A 17,840-nucleotide genomic window follows, 5' to 3' on the forward strand; every position below is an offset into this window, starting at 1 on the left:
CGTCATCGGCCGCTCCTGGTCCCACGATGTCCGCCGGGCCGGGGAACCCCGCTCCCGGGCCTGCTGGTGGCGGGCCCAGCGGGTCGGACCCCGGCCGCGGCCCTCCGGTCCCCCGTCCCGGTCTGCCGTCCCGCCCCGACCAGGCCCTGGCGGGTGGTCCGCCGACGGGTGGCACGCACCCTGACCCGCCGGGAGGACGCCGGCGCGGCCCGTTCCGGGACGGTCCGGGCGTCCCGCTCGCTCCTCAGGCAGGAACGCAGCGACTCGGGATCGAGACCTTCGTTGCACGCCTGGTGCAGCAACCGGGCGAAGACGTACTCGGGGTCCGCGTCGAGCGCGAGTCCGAGAGCGACCCGGGCCGTCGGCTCGTCACCGGTGGACCACGCCGTCCAGCCCACGAGGGTGAGGGGCGCGGCGGCATGCTCCTGGTAGGGGGTGACGCAACGCCGGGCCAGTACGCGCCAGAGCCGCAGGGCGGCGGCCCCCTCCCAGCCTTCCATCCATTCGGCGGCGCGGTCCCGGGTGACGCGGTCCTGGAGGCCCAGGATCAGTGCGGCGGCCTCGTCGGCCGTGACCAGGGCGTCGTCGGCGGCGTCACCCGCCGCAGCGCCGGCGGCGCACCTCCCCGGTTTCACCGTGCTCCCCGGGCTCCTCCGGTTCGTCGAACTCCTCGGCCCTCCCGGCGCCTTCGGGGCCTCCGGATCCCTTGGGCCGTCCGAGGCCTTCGGGATTTCCGGGGTTTTCGGTTCCCGTGGACCGTCCGGAACTTTCGGGGCCTCCGGGCCGGCGAATCGACGGAGGATCTCGCGAGCGAGACGCAGTGTCCCCTCGCGCACCTCCTCCCTCCCCCGCTCCTCGGAACCCTCGACGATGCGGGGGACGATCGAGGCGGCGGCGGCGTCGAGCGCGGCCCGCTGCTCCTCCGCTCCGGTTCCGTCGGCCGGCTTCAGCCGGGCCTCCATGTCCCTCAGGGAACCCCGCACCTGGATTCCGGCGTACGCGGCGGTCGCCGCCATCACCGTCGTGCCGCTCAGCGCGAGCGGAGTGCCGTCGGGTGGGCAGCAGCGTGCGTCGGGGCAGCAGTAGGAGAAGTAGAGGCCGTCGGAGATGCAGAGGGCTTCGTAGACGGGAATGTCGAGGGCTCCGCAGGCGGTGCGCAGTCGTTGGGCGAAGGGGCGCAGCCGCTCCATGACCCTCCGGCCCGTCTCACCGGGTTCCGGGTCCTGACAGAGGAAGACGACGATGCCGTCGGGCCGGGCACCGGTTCGGGCCCCCCCTTCGACGAGGCACTCGGCGAGGTGGTCGGCGGTGGAGGCCCATTCGCGGGGCGAGTTCGGGATCCCGAGCCTGATCCGGCCGCCGAAACGGCCGTGTTCGCCGTGGAGAGCGACCATGACGACGGAGTCCGTGGGGTGAAAGCCCAGCATGAACGGGAGGGCGTCGGCCAGTTCGGCCGGGCCTCGCAGGGTGATCCGCTGGGTACGGGTGGGTCCGCTGGTTTCGTGGTGATTCGCGTTCATGGTCAGGACGGTCTCGCGATCTCCCGAAATCCGAAACCCCTGTGGATAACTCCCGGAACGCGGCATCCGTCGGTTCGCCCGGTTGTCCACAGGTTCGGCGGCTCATCCGCGTGGGGGCCGCGCCGTCGGGTTTCATGGAGACGACTCGTGCGGCTTCCGGAAGACGGGCTCGTGTGCCGTGCGGCCGTCGGTGCCGCATCCGTCCGGCCCGTTCCGGGCCCGGCGGGCAGGACGGGACCCGGCTGCGCGGTCGTGGAAGAACCGCTCAGCCCGCCGCGGCGAGAACCAGCGGGAGCACCGGCCCGCTGCCTGCCCGGCGGAGCAGACGGGCGGCGACGGCGAGGGTCCAGCCGGAATCGGTGCGGTCGTCCACGAGCAGGACGGGTCCCGGGGAGCCCGCCAGGGCCGCGGCCAGGTCCTCGGGGACGGTGAAGGCCCCGGAGAGGGCCCGGAGGCGCTGGGCGGAGTTGCTGCGGCTCGCCGAGCGCGCGCCGTCCGGCCCGGCGTACGCCAAGGCGCCGAGGTAGGGAAGATGGCCGACGGCCGCGATCCCCCGGGCGAGGGAACCGACCAACTGCGGGCGGGAGAGGGACGGTACGGCCACGACCCCCACGGGGCGCGCGGCGGCGTCCGGGACGTTCGGTGCCCAGCCGCCCGGAGAGCGCGCCCAGTCGGCGAGGACGGCCACCGCGGCCTTCAGGACATCGTCGGGAACGGGGGCGTCGGGGGCGTTGTCGGCCAGGAGGGGGCGCAGCCGGTTGCCCCAGCCGATGTCCGAGAGCCGGCCCAGGGCACGGCCGGTGGAACACTGTTCACCGGCGGGGATGCGTCCCTTGAGGTCGATGCCCAGTGCGGGCATGCCGGTCGGCCACATACGGCGGGGCTCGACCTCCACACCGGGGCGGTCCAGTTCCTTCGTCGCCCCCGTCAGCGCGTCGGCCGAGACCGAGGAGTCGATCCACGGGCCCGCGCAGTTGTCGCACCGGCCGCACGGGACCGCGCCCTCGTCGTCGAGCTGTCGCCGCAGGAACTCCATGCGGCACCGGGAGGTGCCGACGTAGTCGCGCATGGCCTGCTGCTCCGCCGCCCTCTGGCGCGCCACCCACGCGTACCGCTCGGTGTCGTACGTCCAGGGCCGTCCGGTGCTCTCCCAGCCGCCCTTCACCCGCTTGACCGCTCCGTCCACGTCGAGAACCTTGAGCATCGTCTCCAGACGGGTGCGCCGCAGGTCCACCGCCGCCTCCAGGCTCGGCACGGACAGCGGGCGCCCCGCGTCGGCGAGGGCCGCCAGGGTCTGCCGGACCTGGGCCTCGGGCGGGAAGGCGGTGTCGGCGAAGTAGCGCCAGATCGCCTCGTCCTCCTGCCCCGGCAACAGGAGCACCTCCGCGTGCTCCACTCCGCGGCCGGCACGGCCCACCTGCTGGTAGTACGCGATCGGCGAGGACGGCGAACCGAGGTGGATCACGAAGCCGAGATCCGGCTTGTCGAAGCCCATGCCCAGCGCCGACGTCGCCACGAGCGCCTTGACCTTGTTCTGCTGGAGGTCGGTCTCGGCCTGGAGGCGGTCGGCGTTCTCCGTCCGCCCGGTGTAGGAGTCCACCGCGAAACCCCGCTGCCGGAGGAAAGCCGTGGCTTCCTCGGCCGCGGCCACCGTCAGCGTGTAGATGATCCCCGAGCCCGGCAGCTCGTCCAGGTGCTCGGCCAGCCACGCCAGCCGGTGCGCCGCGTCCGGCAGCCGCACCACGCCGAGCCGGAGGCTGTCCCGCTCCAGCGAACCGCGCAGCACCAGGGCCTCACTCGCGCCGGTGCCCAACTGGTCGGCCACGTCCGCCGTCACCCGTGCGTTCGCCGTCGCCGTGGTGGCGAGCACCGGCACACCGGGGGCCAGCTCGCCGAGCATGGCCCTCAGCCGGCGGTAGTCGGGGCGGAAGTCGTGGCCCCAGTCGGAGATGCAGTGCGCCTCGTCGACCACCAGCAGGCCCGTCGTGGCCGCGAGCCTGGGCAGCACCTGCTCCCGGAAGTCCACGGAATTGAGTCGCTCCGGACTCACGAGGAGCACATCGGTCGCCCCGCTCTCGATCTCCCCGTAGATCGTGTCCCACTCCTCCGGGTTGGCCGAGTTGATCGTGCGCGCCCGGATACCGGCCCGCTCCGCCGCCTCGACCTGGTTGCGCATCAGCGCCAGCAGCGGCGAAACGATCACCGTCGGTCCCGAGCCGCGCCGACGCAGCAGCGCGGTGGCGACGAAGTACACCGCCGACTTGCCCCATCCCGTGCGCTGCACCACCAGCGCCCGTCGGCGTTCCTCCACGAGAGCCGCCACCGCCTGCCACTGGTCCTCCCGCAGCCGTGCCGAGCCCCCGGGGTCGCCGACCAGTTCGGCGAGGACGGCATCGGCTTCGGCGCGGAGTTCCAGGTTGGTCATGCCTCCATGCAACCCGATGGCACCGACAATCGACCAGTTCACCCGGAGTGACGCGTCTCTCACGGACGGTCCCCGGCCCACACGCCTCCCGGCGCCACGGGCCCGTCGGCCGCGCAGCGCGCCCGAGCGCGACGGCGGGAGGCTCGCGTCGGCGCTCTCCCCGCCCGCGAGGAAACCGACAAGGGAACGGGGAGTGAACAATGGGCAACTGGGCAGGGATATGAGTGGCATACCAACCCATTCCCGTCAGCGGCCTCAATTGCTCATTGCCGCTCACGCACGGGCCAGCAAGAATTGGGGCACCGCCCCGCACGGCCCGTCAGCGGTCCGGAAGGACTGTGCCGTGGTGCGCCCTCACCCGACCTTGCCCGCCCAGCGGGCGCGTATCCGAAGGGAGGACCGTGACCCTCGGATTCGCTCCGCCCACAGCCACCTCGTTCAGATCATCGTCCGGGTCCGCCAGCCGCCTCGCCCGGATGCTCGAACCGGCCGAGTGGACCGCGGCGGGGATTCCTCTGCTGCGCAATCCGCGCGAGGTCGTCAGCGGTCTCCACTCGCGTCACGCCCCCACGCCCTCGACAGCGGTCCTCGCGGTCCTGGACCACGAGGAGCGGCTCGCCGCCAGCGCCTCGTTCGTCCACCGTCCCGCCCCGGCGGACGGGTGGGATTTCCGCAACGCGCTCCTGGCCCACCTGCGGCGCGTCATCCCCCACGACCTCAGGAGACGCTCACCCGTACGGACCGCGGTACTGCTGTACTGCCGCGAGGGGGACGAGCGATGGACGGAGGAGGACGGAGCCTGGATGTGGGGGCTCCGTGACGCCTGCACCCTGCACGGGCTCCGCTGCGGCGCGTACATCACGCTGACCCGGGCGGGTTGGCAGGTGCTCGGGGAGGGCCGTGGGGGCCGCCGCCCGAACTCCGACTCGCTCCCCCTGCCGATCGGCGAGGGGCCGGCCGAGCTGGGCCGGCTCGTGCCGAGGACCGCGAGCGGCGCGAGCGAACCGTTGCGCCGGGCCGCCGCGCGCTGAACGGACGGGCGGCTTCCCTCTGCCCGCCGGTCCGTACCGGTTCGGCGGGCAGAGGACCGGTCAGACGCCGGCGCCCGCTCCGAGGAGGGCCGTGATGCGCTGCGGGTCGCCGCAGACGACGAGCAGCGCGCCCGCACGAGCCAGCGCCGCCGGAAGGGCACGGGCCGCCGTCTCGTCGTCCCCGCCGTTGACGGCGACGATCACCACGGGGCGGGGGGCGGTCCGCTCCACCGCGGAGGCATCGGCGAAGAACACGTCGTCGCCGGTGTCCTGCTGCGCCCAGTAGGCGGCCTCGCCGAAGGACAGCTCGTGTGCCGTCCAGGGGTGCTGTGCGCCGGTGGTGAGCAACAGGACGTCGCCGGGGGCCCGGCCGTTCTCCAGCAGGAGGTCCAGAGCCTCCTCGGCGGCGTCGAGGGCGCCGTCGACCGGGGCCGGGATCAGCTGGAGCTGCGGGGAGGGCCGCTGACCGGAACGATTCTCCGGGCCGTCGGCCGGAGCCTTCCCGGCGCCGGGGCGCGGCGGCGGTACGGGCCTGGCGGGGCCGGGAACGGGGCGTCCGGGACGCGGGGTGGCCGCGGAGCGCGGGCCGGGTACGGGACGGGGGGTCGACGCGGGGCGGCCGGCGGCCGTGGTGGCGCGGGGACCCTGGGCGCTCTCGTGAATCTGAGGCTCCTCGGGGATGAGAGGCATGGGTGGTTGTCTATCAAACGCCGGTGCGTGGGACATCGGCGGGTGGGCACACAGGTGCGCTCCGGGCGCGTGCACGGCCCTTCGGCAGGGCTCGCGTCCGGAAGTTCAGAAGTCGAAGCCGAGTTGGCCCCCGCTTTCCAGTGCGGCCGTCCCGGCGGGGAGACGGACCTTCTTGAGGTGGCGCCACCGGGGCAGCGCGTCCAGGTAGGACCAGGAGAGCCGGTGGTACGGGGTGGGCCCCAGCTCTTCGAGGGCGGCCCTGTGGACCGGCGACGGGTAGCCCGCGTTGGCCCCGAAGGCGTACGGCGCGTACTCCCCGGCCTCCAGCCCTGCCATGAGGTCGTCCCGGCGGACCTTCGCGAGGACGGAGGCGGCGGCCACGGAGACGCAGGACTGGTCGCCCTTGATCACCGTACGGACCTGCCAAGGGCTGCCGAGGTAGTCGTGCTTGCCGTCGAGGATCACCGCGCCGGGCCGCACGGGGAGAGCTTCGAGGGCCCGGACGGCCGCGAGGCGCAGTGCCGCGGTCATCCCGAGGTCGTCGATCTCCTGCGGGGAGGCGTCACCGAGCGCGTACGCCGTGACCCACCGTTCGAGTTCCGCCGCCAGCGCGGTACGGCGTTTGGGGGTGATCAGCTTGGAGTCGGTGAGCCCGGCGGGGGGTCGGCGCAGGCCGGTGACGGCCGCGCACACCGTGACGGGCCCGGCCCACGCCCCGCGCCCGACTTCGTCGATTCCGGCGACGATCCTGGCGCCGGTGGTGGCGCGGAGCGATCGCTCGACGGTGTGGGTGGGGGGTTCGTACGGCATGGCGCCAGACAGGTTACGCCGCTCGGCGCCGCGCGCGATACCCGGCTCCCCTCCGGACGCCGGGGAAATCCCTGCCGCGCCTCCGGGAGCCGTCGCCACGCCCGGCCCGGCACCGCCGGTCCCGGTGGCCGGGAAGGCCGACGGCCACCGGGAGCCGGGTACATCGGCACCCGGGGGAAGCGGTGCGGTGTCAGACCGCCGCGGTCGGGACCCAGGCCGGGAGTCCCTCGGTCCGGTGCAGCCAGTCCGCCGGCGGCGCGCCGTTCGCCGTGGCCGCCACCACGCCCCCGGCGATGGCACAGGTCGTGTCGACGTCGCCACCGACCTGCGCGGTCGTCCAGAACGCCCTCTCGAAGTCGCCGAGCCCGCGGGCCGCCGACCAGAGGGCGAAGGGAACCGTGTCGTGCGCGCTCGTCCGCCGGCCGCTGCCGAGCACGGCGGCGACCGTGCCGGCGTCGCCGTAGTCGAGCATGTCGCGGGCCCTGCGCAGCCCCGCTCCGACCGCGCTGCGCGGCACCAGGGCGATGACCCCGTCGAGCAGCGCTTCGGGCGTGGGCGGTCCGGCGGGGTCGGCCGCGATGGCGGCCGCGGCGGCGACGGCCATCGTCCCCACGACGGCCTCGCGATGCTGGTGCGTCGTGTAGGCGGAGATCTCCGCCTGGTGGGTCGCCTGTTCCGGGTCACCCGCGTACCAGGCCCCGAGCGGGGCGATCCGCATCGCGGCACCGTTGCCCCAGGAGCCCTGTCCCTTGAAGAGCGCGGCGGCCAGCTCCCGCCAGTCGCCGCCCTCCCGGATGAGCCCGAGCATCCTGTTGACCGCCGGGCCGTAGCCCCGGTCGAAGTCGTGGTGCTGTGCGAACGACGTGGCCAGGTCGTCCTGGTCGATCCGGCCGTGCCGCACGAGGACGGCCAGGACGGAGCAGGCCATCTCGGTGTCGTCGGTCCACTGCCAGGGGCCGGGCGGCAGTTCGCGCCGCTTCAGCAGGGGGTAGTGGGCGGGTACGAAGAACTGGGAGCCGAGGGCGTCTCCCACGGACAGCCCTCGCAGACTGGCCAGGGCGCGCTCGAAGCGCCGGTCGGGTGAGGAGTCAGCGGTCATCGGTCTGCCACTCTATCCGGTGGGGCCGTACGGCTCAGGGGTACGCCAGCGTTCGAAGGGCCTGTCCAGGCGGTACCTCCCGTCGTCGCCGAGCAGAAGGACGCGCGTCTCGGCGTTGCCGGGGTTCGACAGGGACTCGAACTCCGCGACCGTCCAGTGGAACCAGCGCATGCAGAACAGCCGCATGGTCAGTCCGTGGGTGACCAGCAGGACGTTGGGCGGGTGATCGGGCGCCTCGAAGCTGCGGTACAGGCTCTCCAGGAACGCCCCGACCCGGTCGTAGACGTCCGCTCCGGACTCTCCCTGGGCGAAGCGGTAGAAGAAGTGCCCGTACGCGTCACGGTACGCCTTCTGGAGGCGCACGTCCCCCCTGTCCTGCCAGTTGCCCCAGTCCTGCTCCCGCAGCCGCGGTTCCTCGCGCACCCGGACCTGTTCCGGAGGGAGCCGGAAGGCGTGGAGGGTTTCGTGGGTGCGCCGGTACGGCGAGACGTAGACGCTGACCGTCTCCTCTCCGAAGAGCTTCCTCAGTCGCTCCCCCGTCGCCTCCGCCTGCCGCCGGCCGGTCTCCGTGAGCCGCAGGGCATGGTCGGGCTCCCGTTCGTACACCGTGTCATCGGCATTGCCCTCGGACTCTCCGTGCCGTACGAGAACGATGCGCCGCGGTCGTGCCATACCCCGACCCTAGATCGCCGGTCTTCGACGGGCTCGACCGAGGGGCGCGGCGGGGGTCGGCTCGTCCGCGCCGTTCTCCCCCTCTGCCCCGATCCGCTCCCCGGAGCACACGGAGAACGGAACGCGGGCGGAAGCGGGGTTCGCCACGGGGCACGGCGGCCTCGCACGACGGGAAAGGGCTGGACAAGGTCACCTCCGAGAGCGGACATAAATGCGACATCCATCGCGTTAGAATGAGCGTGGCACGGTCGGCATCCCCGAGGCAACAGGAGGGGCACATGAATGACCCGATCGTGGAGCCGCCGGCTCCCGCACCGGGCAGCAGACGCCCCGGTGGGCGTACCGCCCGCACCCGGGCCGTCGTCCGCGACGCCGTCCTGACCGGCCTCTCCGAGCACGGCTATCCGGCCCTCACGATGGAATACGTGGCGGAGCACTCGGGGGTCCACAGGGCGACCCTCTACCGGCGCTGGGGCAGCGTCGAAGGGCTCCTCGCCGACGTGCTCGGCCTGGCGGGCGAGAGGGCCTGGACGCCTCCGGACACCGGCAGCCTCGCGGGAGACCTGCGCGCGCTCGCGCACGAAGTCGTCGACGCCTTCGGCGACCCCGGCGAGGCGGCCGTCCCGACCGCCTTCGTCGGCGCCGCCTTCCAGTCCTCCCGGGCCGCCGACGCCCTGCACGCGTTCTCCTCCGAACGCTTCCGCCGCTGCGAGGCCGTCGTCACCCGTGCCACCGCCCGCGGCGAGGCCCCGGACGGCACCGACGCCGCCGCCGTCGTCCGGGCGGCCCTCGCGCCCCTGCTGCTCCGGCTCTTCGTCACCCGTGAGCCGATCGACGGCGCGCTCGCGGACCAGGCCGCCCGCGCGGTGCTGGCGGGGGTCGCGGCGGGCGCGTTCGTGGCGGGTTGAGCGTTCCTCAGACCGTCCAGGCCGGCTCGAGCCGCACCACGTCCCCGCTCAGCGCCGCCACATCGGCCGCGGTCCGGGCCCGCAGCCCGAGCCGCTCCACCCGCTCCTCCCGGTACTTGCCGTGCTCGGCGGCGGACTGCCACATCGAAAGCACCAGGAACTCGCTGCCGGGCGCCTCGCCGAACATGCCCCGCAGCATGCCGGGGGAACCGGCCATCGCCGGGTTCCACACCTTTTCCTGCATGAGCGCGAAGTGCTCGGCACGCTCCTCGTGGACACGGCAGTGCGCCACCCTCGCCACGTCGGCGTCGGAGAACCGCGGCTCGAACCCCGTCTTCACGTCGAAGCGGTGGTCGAACAGCTTGACCTGGGCGTCCTTGAACGTGCCCGCCTGCGAGGAAGCCAGCCGATCGTGCGACCGCGCCATGAACGAGTCGTAGAAGGCCCGGCTCTCCCAGAAGGCGAAGACATGGGCGACGTCCGGCCGGCCCCGGCTCCAACCGCCGCCCTGCCCCCGGAACCCGGGCTCGCCGAGCAGCCCCGCCCATTTCCGCTGCCCCCGCTCGAACCCTCGACGGTCCACCACGGTGCAGCGAATCCACTTGACCAGCACCGCGCCATCGTACGGGGCACGGGAGGACCCCGGCAGACTTCGGCGGCCTCCCGGCGGGCGCATTCGCTCCGGCCCCGTGCGCTCCTCGTCGCCCCGTCCGGTCCCGATCCGTCCGACGACCGCCGCGACCAGGAAGTTCCGCTCGCGGCAGGAACCGCCCCGGCACCGTTCGACGAGCTTCTCCTGAAGCCCCCTCAGGTCCGGCGGGATCGCTCTTCCGGACGGCATGTCGAGGTTCTCGAACGGAACGGTCCGGACCTGCGTCCGGTGAAACCCCGTCAGGGCTCATGAATCCGCGGCGGGTTCCCCGCTCCATCCGCTGCCGTATCCGATTCGAGCCAGGCAAACGTCGAGATCCGGCTCGTCATCACTCCGCGCACCACTCTCCCCCTCAAGCGCCGGGTCCCCTGTCGTAGGCACGTGACACCATGAACAACCGGCCCACGACCAAGGGCTTTCGAGCGGTACGGCGGTACGGGACGAGGCGTGCGCGGGGAGCGCGCGGAGAGGGGAAGCACCATGAGCGGACTCAACAAAGGGGTGGGACGGGTCGAGGTGACGCTCAAATGGGACCCGGCGCCGGCGGGCGCTCCGGCCCACGACCTGGACCTCGTCGCCGGTGTGTTCACCACCGACGAACCTCACGGAGCACCGGTGTACCTGGTGCACTTCGGCAGCCGTTCCCCCGACGGCACGATCACGCTCCACCGCGACAGCCGTACGGGCCAGGGCTTCGGCTACGACGAGGCCATGACCCTGGAGCTGGACCGCCTGGCACCGCGGTACGCACGCGTGGTGGTGGGCGTGGCCCTACAACAGAACGGCGGGCGGCTGGCCTTCGGTGACGTGACGGGCGTCGGCATACGGGTCCGCGAGGGCTACACCGACCTCCTGGCCCACGACTTCACCGACGTACCGGACGCCCTGGCGGCGACGGTCGTGGAGTTCGTCCGCGACGGGACGGACGGCTGGACGTACCGTCCGGTCACCCGGGGCTTCGACGCCGACCCGCAGACCTTCGGCGAACTCCTGGGTTCCGTGGCCTCCTGAACGGTCCCGATACGGACGAGGGGCGCCGACCCTGTGGATCGACGCCCCTCCCGGGCGGTCCGGCGCGCTCAGCGGCTCCCGCCGTTCACGAGCGCACCGGTCCGCCGTGGGCCGGTGTCAGCTGCAACCGCTGGTGGAGCCGCAGCCCTCGCAGATGTAGCAGGAGCCGGCCCGCTGCATCTTCGTGCCGCAGGAGAAACAGAGCGGGGCGTCTGCGCTGATGCCGAGCTGCATCTCGACCAGTTCCGCCGAGGTGTGGACCTGCTTGGGGGCCGGAACCTCGGCCTTCGGGACCGGAGCGGTGGCGACGGCCTTCAGTTCCGGGGTGCGGGGGGCCGACTGGGCCAGGCCCTCGACATCGACGTCCTCGTCCTCGGGCTGTTCGTACGAGCCGGTGTCCAGGTGACGCTGGCGCTCCTCGGCCGAGTGGATACCGAGGGCGGACCGGGTCTCGAAGGGCAGGAAGTCGAGCGCCAGGCGGCGGAAGATGTAGTCGACGATCGACTGCGCCATCCGCACGTCCGGGTCGTCCGTCATACCGGCCGGCTCGAAGCGCATGTTGGTGAACTTCGACACGTAGGTTTCGAGCGGGACGCCGTACTGCAGACCGACGGAGACGGCGATGGAGAAGGCGTCCATCATCCCGGCGAGGGTGGAACCCTGCTTGGACATCTTCAGGAAGACCTCGCCGAGACCGTCGTCCGGGTAGGAGTTGGCCGTCATGTACCCCTCGGCACCACCGACGGTGAAGGAAGTGGTGATTCCCGGGCGGCCCTTGGGCAGGCGCTTGCGGACCGGGCGGTACTCGACGACCTTCTCGACGGCTTCGCGGATCGTCGCCTCGGACTTCGCGGTGACCTCGGCCTTCTCCTTCTCCTTCTTCTTGGCGGAGAGCGGCTGGCCGACCTTGCAGTTGTCGCGGTAGATCGCGAGCGCCTTGACGCCCATCTTCCACGCCTCGAAGTAGACCTCCTCGACGTCCTCGACCGTGGCCGTCTCCGGCAGGTTCACGGTCTTGGAGAGGGCCCCGGAGATCCACGGCTGGATGGCGGCCATCATGCGGACGTGGCCCATCGCGGAGATGGAACGCTCACCCATGGCGCAGTCGAAGACCTCGTAGTGCTCGGTCTTGAGTCCGGGAGCGTCGATCACATTGCCGTGCTCGGCGATGTGGGCGACGATCGCCTCGATCTGCTCCTCCTGGTAACCCAGGCGGCGCAGGGCCTGCGGAACGGTGCCATTGACGATCTGCATCGAACCGCCGCCGACGAGCTTCTTGAACTTGACCAGGGCGAGGTCGGGCTCGAGGCCGGTGGTGTCGCAGGACATCGCGAGGCCGATGGTGCCGGTGGGGGCGATGACCGACGCCTGCGCGTTGCGGAAACCGTTCTTGGCGCCGAGGTGGATCACGTCCTGCCATGCCTCCGTGGCGGCGGCCCAGATCGGCGAGTCCAGGTCGTCCATGCGAACGGCCTTGGCGTTGGCGTCGGCGTGCTGCTTCATGACGCGCTGGTGCGGCTCGGCGTTGCGGGCGTAACCGTCGTACGCGCCGACGACCGCGGCGAGTTCGGCGGAACGCCTGTACGAGGTGCCGGTCATCAGGGAGGTGATGGCACCGGCGAGGGCGCGGCCGCCGTCGGAGTCGTACGCATGACCCGTCGCCATCAGGAGGGCGCCGAGGTTGGCGTAGCCGATGCCGAGCTGGCGGAAGGCGCGGGTGTTCTCGCCGATCTTCTGGGTGGGGAAGTCGGCGAAGCAGATGGAGATGTCCATCGCGGTGATGACGAGTTCGACGACCTTGGCGAAGCGCTCGACCTCGAAGGACTGGTTGCCCTTGCCGTCGTCCTTGAGGAACTTCATCAGGTTCAGCGAGGCGAGGTTGCAGGACGTGTTGTCCAGGTGCATGTACTCGCTGCAGGGGTTCGAGCCGTTGATCCGGCCGGACTCGGGGCAGGTGTGCCAGCGGTTGATCGTGTCGTCGTACTGGATTCCCGGGTCGGCACAGGCCCACGCGGCCTCGGCCATCTTGCGGAAGAGCGACTTGGCGTCGACCTCTTCGATGACCTCGCCGGTCATGCGGGACGTGAGGCCGAACGTGCCGCCGGACTCGACGGCCTTCATGAACGTGTCGTTCACGCGGACGGAGTTGTTGGCGTTCTGGTACTGGACGGACGTGATGTCGTCGCCGCCCAGGTCCATGTCGAAGCCCGCGTCGCGCAGCGCGCGGATCTTCTCCTCCTCCTTGACCTTGGTCTGGATGAAGTCCTCGATGTCGGGGTGGTCGACGTCGAGGATGACCATCTTGGCCGCGCGGCGGGTGGCACCGCCCGACTTGATCGTTCCCGCGGAGGCGTCGGCGCCGCGCATGAAGGAGACCGGGCCGGAGGCGTTGCCGCCGGAGGAGAGCAGCTCCTTGGAGGAGCGGATGCGGGAGAGGTTCAGGCCGGCGCCGGAGCCGCCCTTGAAGATCATGCCCTCTTCCTTGTACCAGTCGAGGATGGACTCCATGGAGTCGTCGACGGACAGGATGAAGCAGGCGGAGACCTGCTGGGGCTGCGGGGTGCCGACGTTGAACCAGACCGGCGAGTTGAAGCTGAAGATCTGGTGCAGGAGGGCGTAGGCCAGCTCGTGCTCGAAGATCTCGGCGTCGGCGGGGGAGGCGAAGTAGCCGTGCTCCTCGCCGGCCTTCGTGTAGGTCTTCACGATCCGGTCGATGAGCTGCTTGAGACCGGTCTCGCGCTGCGGGGTGCCGACCGCACCGCGGAAGTACTTGCTGGTGACGATGTTGACCGCGTTCACCGACCAGAAGTCGGGGAACTCGACGCCACGCTGCTCGAAGTTGATCGAGCCGTCGCGCCAGTTGGTCATGACGACGTCCCGGTGCTCCCACGTCACCTCGTCGTACGGATGCACGCCGGGGGTGGTGTGGATGCGCTCGATGCGCAGACCCTTGCTCGCCGACTTGGCTCCCTTGGTTCGGGAACCACGTGCCGGGCCGCTCGCCGTCTCTGTCATGCCGCCTCCCATATACGGGCAAAACACACTTTGGCGCCCAGATAGTCCCAGGGCACCGTCTTCTGGTACGTCGTTCTGTACTGCTGCCACGAGGACCCTCAGGGACCTCGGGGCACGTCTGCCGGGCCGCACGACGGCGGCCGGGTCGCCCGGGCCGTCGCCGGCCCGGACCGCCGGTCAGTCGGCGGCGGTGGCCGGAACGGGGACCCCTGGGGTCGCGCCGGTTCCGGAATCCTCGGCGGAAGGCCGCACGCGGAGTTCCGCGATGGCGGCCTCGAAGTCCTCGAGGCTGTCGAACGCCTTGTACACGGACGCGAAGCGCAGGTACGCGACGAGGTCGAGTTCCCGCAGGGGGCCGAGAATGGCCAGCCCCACGTCGTGAGTGGTCAGCTCGGCGCTGCCGGTGGCGCGCACCGCCTCTTCGACGCGCTGGCCGAGCTTGGCGAGGGCGTCCTCGGTGACCGGCCGCCCCTGACACGCCTTGCGCACTCCGGAGATGACCTTGGTGCGACTGAAGGGCTCGGTGACGCCGGAACGCTTCACCACCATGAGCGAGCACGTCTCCACCGTCGTGAAACGACGGGAGCACTCGGGGCACTGGCGACGGCGCCGGATCGACGTCCCGTCGTCGGTGGTTCGGCTGTCGACGACACGGCTGTCGGGGTGCCTGCAGAAGGGGCAGTGCATTGGTTCCAGAGCCTCCCTCGCGGCACGACTGACGGACCTCACGCTGCCCGTGGGGGCTCCGCGAAGCGACCACCAGCATAGGCGATACGGGCACCCCCGGCAGACCGGGGACCACTACCCCTGGGTGGCCGGTGACATCCAACCACTAGATCTTGGGTTGGGCGGACTTCCAGCCCTTCCGCGTGTCGCGGCATGCCCGTTCCCGGACCCCGCTTCGGCGGGTGTGGCGCAGAGGGGGGTCCGCCGGGTGATCGCGACCCAGCGGCGAAGGCTACCGGAACGCCCGGCCGGGGTTACGAAGCGGCCCTGCGCATACACCTCTCTTCGTACAGGCGTAGGGCAATCTGCGAATTTTCACTCGAACGTGTGTTTGGCGCAACCTTTCGAAAGCTACTACCGTTGTGCCAGCCAGGGAGACCATTCGAGAGGGGCCGACGTGACCACCACCGCAGACAGTGCCACCATCACCGCCCAGGACCGCTCCCAGGGCCGACTCGAGGCGGTGCACGCCATGAGTGACGCGAACATGAACGGTGAGGAGGCCGGGCGTCCCGCCCGCGCCCTTCCCGGACGACCTCCTGGCATCCGGGCCGACAGCTCGGGACTCACCGACCGACAGCGCAGGGTCATCGAAGTCATCCGCGACTCGGTCCAGCGACGTGGCTACCCACCGTCGATGCGTGAGATCGGGCAGGCGGTGGGCCTCTCCAGCACTTCCTCGGTGGCCCACCAGCTCATGGCTCTCGAACGCAAGGGCTTCCTCCGCCGCGATCCGCACCGCCCCCGGGCGTACGAGGTGCGCGGTTCCGACCAGCCGAGCACCCAGCCCACGGACACCACCGGCAAGCCCGCCGCCTCGTACGTCCCGCTGGTCGGCCGGATCGCCGCCGGCGGTCCGATCCTGGCCGAGGAGTCCGTCGAGGACGTCTTCCCCCTCCCCCGGCAGCTGGTCGGCGACGGCGAACTGTTCGTCCTGAAGGTCGTCGGCGACTCGATGATCGAGGCCGCCATCTGTGACGGCGACTGGGTCACCGTCCGCCGCCAGCCCGTCGCGGAGAACGGTGACATCGTCGCCGCGATGCTGGACGGCGAGGCCACGGTCAAGCGCTTCAAGCGCGAGGACGGTCATGTCTGGCTGCTTCCGCACAACGCGGCCTACCAGCCCATCCCCGGCGATGAGGCCACCATCCTCGGCAAGGTCGTGGCGGTGCTGCGGCGGGTGTGACCCGTCCCTCCGGTTCCGACCGGGCCCCGGAACCCGCCGCGCCGGTTCCGGGGCCCCGCTCTGTCCGGAAAGCGGAGCCGGGGGTCGATCCTCAGGCCTCCGCCGCCTTCGAGGCGGCGTCGATGGCAGCCAGTGACTTCCGCACCTGGTTGCGGTCCGTGGTGTACCAGAAGTCGGGCAGTGACGCCTTGAGGTAGCTGCCGTACCGGGCCGTGGCCAGGCGGGGGTCGAGGACCGCCACGACGCCCCGGTCGCCGGTGGCCCGCACGAGGCGGCCCGCGCCCTGAGCCATCAGCAGGGCCGCGTGGGTCGCCGCCACCGCCATGAAGCCGTTGCCGCCCGCCTCCTCGACCGCCTTCTGCCGGGCGCTCGTCAGCGGATCGTCCGGACGCGGGAACGGGATCTTGTCCATGACGACCAGCTGGCAGCTGGGGCCCGGGACGTCCACGCCCTGCCAGAGCGAGAGCGTGCCGAAGAGACAGGTCTTCGGGTCGGCGGCGAAGTTCTTGATCAACTCGCCCAGGGTGTCCTCGCCCTGGAGCAGGATCGGCAACTCCGGGATGCGGGTCCGCAGCTCCTCCGCCGCCTGCTGCGCCGCACGCATGGAGGAGAAGAGACCCAGGGTCCGGCCGCCGGCCGCCTGGATCAGTTCGGTGAGCTCGTCGAGCATGTCACCCCGCTCCCCGTCGCGCGCGGGGCGGGAGAGGTGCTTGGCGACGTACAGGATGCCCTGCTTCGGATAGTCGAACGGCGAGCCGACGTCGATGCCCTTCCAGACGGGCAGGTCGTCGCCCGTGACGCCCTCGGGAGCCAGACCGAGCGAGGCGCCGACGCCGTTGAAGTCGCCGCCCAGCTTGAGCGTGGCCGACGCGAGCACCACGGACCGCTCCGCGAACAGCTTTTCCCGGAGCAGGCCGGAGACCGTGAGCGGCGCGACCCGCAGCGAGGCGCCGCTGTACCGGGGGGCGGCCCCGCCCCGGGGTTCGTGGCGCTCGTACCAGACGACGTCGTACTCGGACGCCTGGGTGATCCGCTCCGCGACGCCGTGGACGGTCTCCACGGAGGCCATGGCCTGCTTGCGCACGGCGTCCTCGTCCTGCACGGCCCGGTCACGGGTCGAACCCAGGGCCGTGATCACGGCGCGGGCCGCGTCGCGCAGCGCCATCAGGGCGTACGCGAGGTCGTCCGGGATCTTCTCCAGGCGCCCCGGCAGGGCCAGCTCCATGACGCGTTCGAAACCCTCGGCGGCGGTCTGGAGCTGGTCGGCGATCTTCTCGTCCACGAGCTTCGCGGCCCGCCGCACCGCACGATTGACCTGGCCGGGGGTGAGCTCCCCGGTGGCGACGCCGGTCACACGGGAGACCAGCTCGTGGGCCTCGTCGACGATCAGCACCTCGTGCTGCGGCAGCACGGGAGCGCCCTCGATGGCGTCGATGGCGAGCAGGGCATGGTTGGTGACGACGACGTCCGCGAGCTTGGCGCGTTCCCGGGCCGCCTCGGCGAAGCACTCCGCCCCGTACGCGCACTTGCTCGCGCCGAGGCACTCCCGGGAGGAAACAGAGACCTGGGACCAGGCCCGGTCGGAGACCCCCGGCGTCAGGTCGTCCCGGTCACCGGTCTCCGTCTCGTCCGACCAGTCCCGCAGACGCAGCAGGTCCTGTCCCAGCTTGCTGGTGGGCGCGGCCGCCTCGAAGGGGTTGAAGAGACCCTCCTCCTCGTCCTGCGGCACCCCTTCGTGGAGCCGGTGCAGACAGAGGTAGTTCGACCGGCCCTTGAGCATGGCGAACTGCGGGCGCCTGCGCAGCTGCGGATGCAGTGCGTCGACCGTCCGGGGAAGGTCGCGCTCGACGAGCTGGCGCTGCAGCGCCAGGGTGGCCGTGGCCACCACCACCCGCTCCCCCTGGGCCAGTGCCGGCACGAGGTAGCCGAGCGACTTGCCGGTGCCGGTGCCGGCCTGGACGAGGAGGTGGGAGTTGTCGTCGATGGCCTCGGCCACGGCCTCGGCCATGGCGACCTGGCCGGGCCGCTCCGTGCCGCCGACGGCGGAGACGGCGGCATGGAGGAGGTCGGGGAGGGATGGCTTCGTCATAGCCCT

The 17,840-nt window shown here is 71.7% G+C and carries 14 protein-coding genes and 1 pseudogene; 4 read left to right on the plus strand and 11 right to left on the minus strand.

Going from position 1 to position 17,840, the window contains the following annotated elements; genetic code table 11:
- Positions 1-2: 2 nt before the first annotated feature.
- A complete protein-coding gene (locus ACFYZY_RS16635; RefSeq protein ID WP_388694242.1) occupies positions 3-1,520 on the minus strand; it encodes a DUF4192 family protein in 1,518 nt (505 codons plus the stop codon).
- Positions 1,521-1,785: 265 nt separating this feature from the next.
- Complete coding sequence (locus tag ACFYZY_RS16640) at positions 1,786-3,945, minus strand: RecQ family ATP-dependent DNA helicase (protein ID WP_388694245.1); 2,160 nt, start codon at positions 3,943-3,945, stop codon at positions 1,786-1,788.
- Between the two features lie 401 nt (positions 3,946-4,346).
- Between ACFYZY_RS16640 and ACFYZY_RS16645 the strand changes: the two genes are divergently transcribed.
- Positions 4,347-4,976 carry a hypothetical protein gene (locus ACFYZY_RS16645; protein ID WP_388694247.1) on the plus strand — a complete coding sequence of 210 codons (630 nt, stop codon included), beginning with the start codon at positions 4,347-4,349 and terminating at the stop codon, positions 4,974-4,976.
- A 60-nt stretch (positions 4,977-5,036) separates the two neighbouring features.
- Here the strand turns inward: ACFYZY_RS16645 and ACFYZY_RS16650 are convergent, their stop codons facing one another.
- From ACFYZY_RS16650 to ACFYZY_RS16665, 4 genes are all read right to left on the minus strand, one after another.
- On the minus strand, positions 5,037-5,666 hold the full coding sequence (locus ACFYZY_RS16650; protein WP_388694249.1) for a hypothetical protein: 630 nt from the start codon (positions 5,664-5,666) through the stop codon (positions 5,037-5,039).
- 105 nt (positions 5,667-5,771) lie between these two features.
- Positions 5,772-6,476 (minus strand): ribonuclease HII, encoded by a 705-nt coding sequence (locus tag ACFYZY_RS16655; protein WP_388694251.1) that lies wholly within the window; start codon positions 6,474-6,476, stop codon positions 5,772-5,774.
- Between the two features lie 190 nt (positions 6,477-6,666).
- On the minus strand, positions 6,667-7,575 hold the full coding sequence (locus ACFYZY_RS16660) for an ADP-ribosylglycohydrolase family protein (protein WP_388694254.1): 909 nt from the start codon (positions 7,573-7,575) through the stop codon (positions 6,667-6,669).
- A 12-nt stretch (positions 7,576-7,587) separates the two neighbouring features.
- A complete protein-coding gene (locus ACFYZY_RS16665; protein WP_388694256.1) occupies positions 7,588-8,247 on the minus strand; it encodes a histidine phosphatase family protein in 660 nt (219 codons plus the stop codon).
- Between the two features lie 278 nt (positions 8,248-8,525).
- Between ACFYZY_RS16665 and ACFYZY_RS16670 the strand changes: the two genes are divergently transcribed.
- Entirely contained in the window at positions 8,526-9,155 is a 630-nt protein-coding gene (locus ACFYZY_RS16670) for a TetR/AcrR family transcriptional regulator (protein ID WP_388694259.1), read from the plus strand.
- A 7-nt stretch (positions 9,156-9,162) separates the two neighbouring features.
- Here the strand turns inward: ACFYZY_RS16670 and ACFYZY_RS16675 are convergent, their stop codons facing one another.
- Both ACFYZY_RS16675 and ACFYZY_RS16680 read right to left on the minus strand, forming a co-directional pair.
- Positions 9,163-9,768, minus strand: a complete 606-nt coding sequence (locus ACFYZY_RS16675) for a YdbC family protein (RefSeq protein ID WP_388694261.1) — start codon at positions 9,766-9,768, stop codon at positions 9,163-9,165.
- 114 nt (positions 9,769-9,882) lie between these two features.
- Positions 9,883-10,050 (minus strand): annotated as a pseudogene (locus ACFYZY_RS16680) (arylamine N-acetyltransferase); the annotation flags it as partial.
- A 237-nt stretch (positions 10,051-10,287) separates the two neighbouring features.
- Between ACFYZY_RS16680 and ACFYZY_RS16685 the strand changes: the two are divergent.
- Entirely contained in the window at positions 10,288-10,818 is a 531-nt protein-coding gene (locus tag ACFYZY_RS16685) for a TerD family protein (RefSeq protein ID WP_388694262.1), read from the plus strand.
- Positions 10,819-10,935: 117 nt separating this feature from the next.
- Here ACFYZY_RS16685 and ACFYZY_RS16690 read toward each other — a convergent pair whose 3' ends face one another.
- Both ACFYZY_RS16690 and nrdR read right to left on the minus strand, forming a co-directional pair.
- Entirely contained in the window at positions 10,936-13,833 is a 2,898-nt protein-coding gene (locus ACFYZY_RS16690) for a vitamin B12-dependent ribonucleotide reductase (protein WP_388694264.1), read from the minus strand.
- A gap of 177 nt (positions 13,834-14,010) precedes the next feature.
- Complete coding sequence (gene nrdR / locus ACFYZY_RS16695; protein ID WP_388694265.1) at positions 14,011-14,520, minus strand: transcriptional regulator NrdR; 510 nt, start codon at positions 14,518-14,520, stop codon at positions 14,011-14,013.
- A gap of 436 nt (positions 14,521-14,956) precedes the next feature.
- Here nrdR and lexA point away from each other — a divergent pair, with 436 nt between their 5' ends.
- On the plus strand, positions 14,957-15,745 hold the full coding sequence (gene lexA, locus ACFYZY_RS16700) for a transcriptional repressor LexA (protein WP_388694267.1): 789 nt from the start codon (positions 14,957-14,959) through the stop codon (positions 15,743-15,745).
- Positions 15,746-15,836: 91 nt separating this feature from the next.
- On the opposite strand, the gene ACFYZY_RS16705 is transcribed toward lexA, so the two are convergent.
- Positions 15,837-17,834: an ATP-dependent DNA helicase gene (locus ACFYZY_RS16705; RefSeq protein ID WP_388694270.1), complete on the minus strand. Its 1,998-nt coding sequence runs from the start codon at positions 17,832-17,834 to the stop codon at positions 15,837-15,839.
- Positions 17,835-17,840 lie beyond the last annotated feature (6 nt).

Source organism: Streptomyces sp. NPDC001744 (assembly GCF_042892575.1).
GTDB lineage: Bacteria > Actinomycetota > Actinomycetes > Streptomycetales > Streptomycetaceae > Streptomyces.

Excerpts from the sequence above, each read along its gene's own strand:
- ACFYZY_RS16685 (WP_388694262.1), top strand. The coding sequence starts at position 10,288 with ATGAGCGGACTCAACAAAGGGGTGGGACGGGTCGAGGTGACGCTCAAA.
- ACFYZY_RS16655 (WP_388694251.1), bottom strand. The coding sequence starts at position 6,476 with ATGCCGTACGAACCCCCCACCCACACCGTCGAGCGATCGCTCCGCGCC.
- ACFYZY_RS16690 (WP_388694264.1), bottom strand. The coding sequence starts at position 13,833 with ATGACAGAGACGGCGAGCGGCCCGGCACGTGGTTCCCGAACCAAGGGA.
- ACFYZY_RS16665 (WP_388694256.1), bottom strand. The coding sequence starts at position 8,247 with ATGGCACGACCGCGGCGCATCGTTCTCGTACGGCACGGAGAGTCCGAG.
- ACFYZY_RS16635 (WP_388694242.1), bottom strand. The coding sequence starts at position 1,520 with ATGAACGCGAATCACCACGAAACCAGCGGACCCACCCGTACCCAGCGG.
- ACFYZY_RS16640 (WP_388694245.1), bottom strand. The coding sequence starts at position 3,945 with ATGACCAACCTGGAACTCCGCGCCGAAGCCGATGCCGTCCTCGCCGAA.
- nrdR (WP_388694265.1), bottom strand. The coding sequence starts at position 14,520 with ATGCACTGCCCCTTCTGCAGGCACCCCGACAGCCGTGTCGTCGACAGC.
- ACFYZY_RS16650 (WP_388694249.1), bottom strand. The coding sequence starts at position 5,666 with ATGCCTCTCATCCCCGAGGAGCCTCAGATTCACGAGAGCGCCCAGGGT.
- ACFYZY_RS16670 (WP_388694259.1), top strand. The coding sequence starts at position 8,526 with ATGAATGACCCGATCGTGGAGCCGCCGGCTCCCGCACCGGGCAGCAGA.
- ACFYZY_RS16660 (WP_388694254.1), bottom strand. The coding sequence starts at position 7,575 with ATGACCGCTGACTCCTCACCCGACCGGCGCTTCGAGCGCGCCCTGGCC.
- ACFYZY_RS16705 (WP_388694270.1), bottom strand. The coding sequence starts at position 17,834 with ATGACGAAGCCATCCCTCCCCGACCTCCTCCATGCCGCCGTCTCCGCC.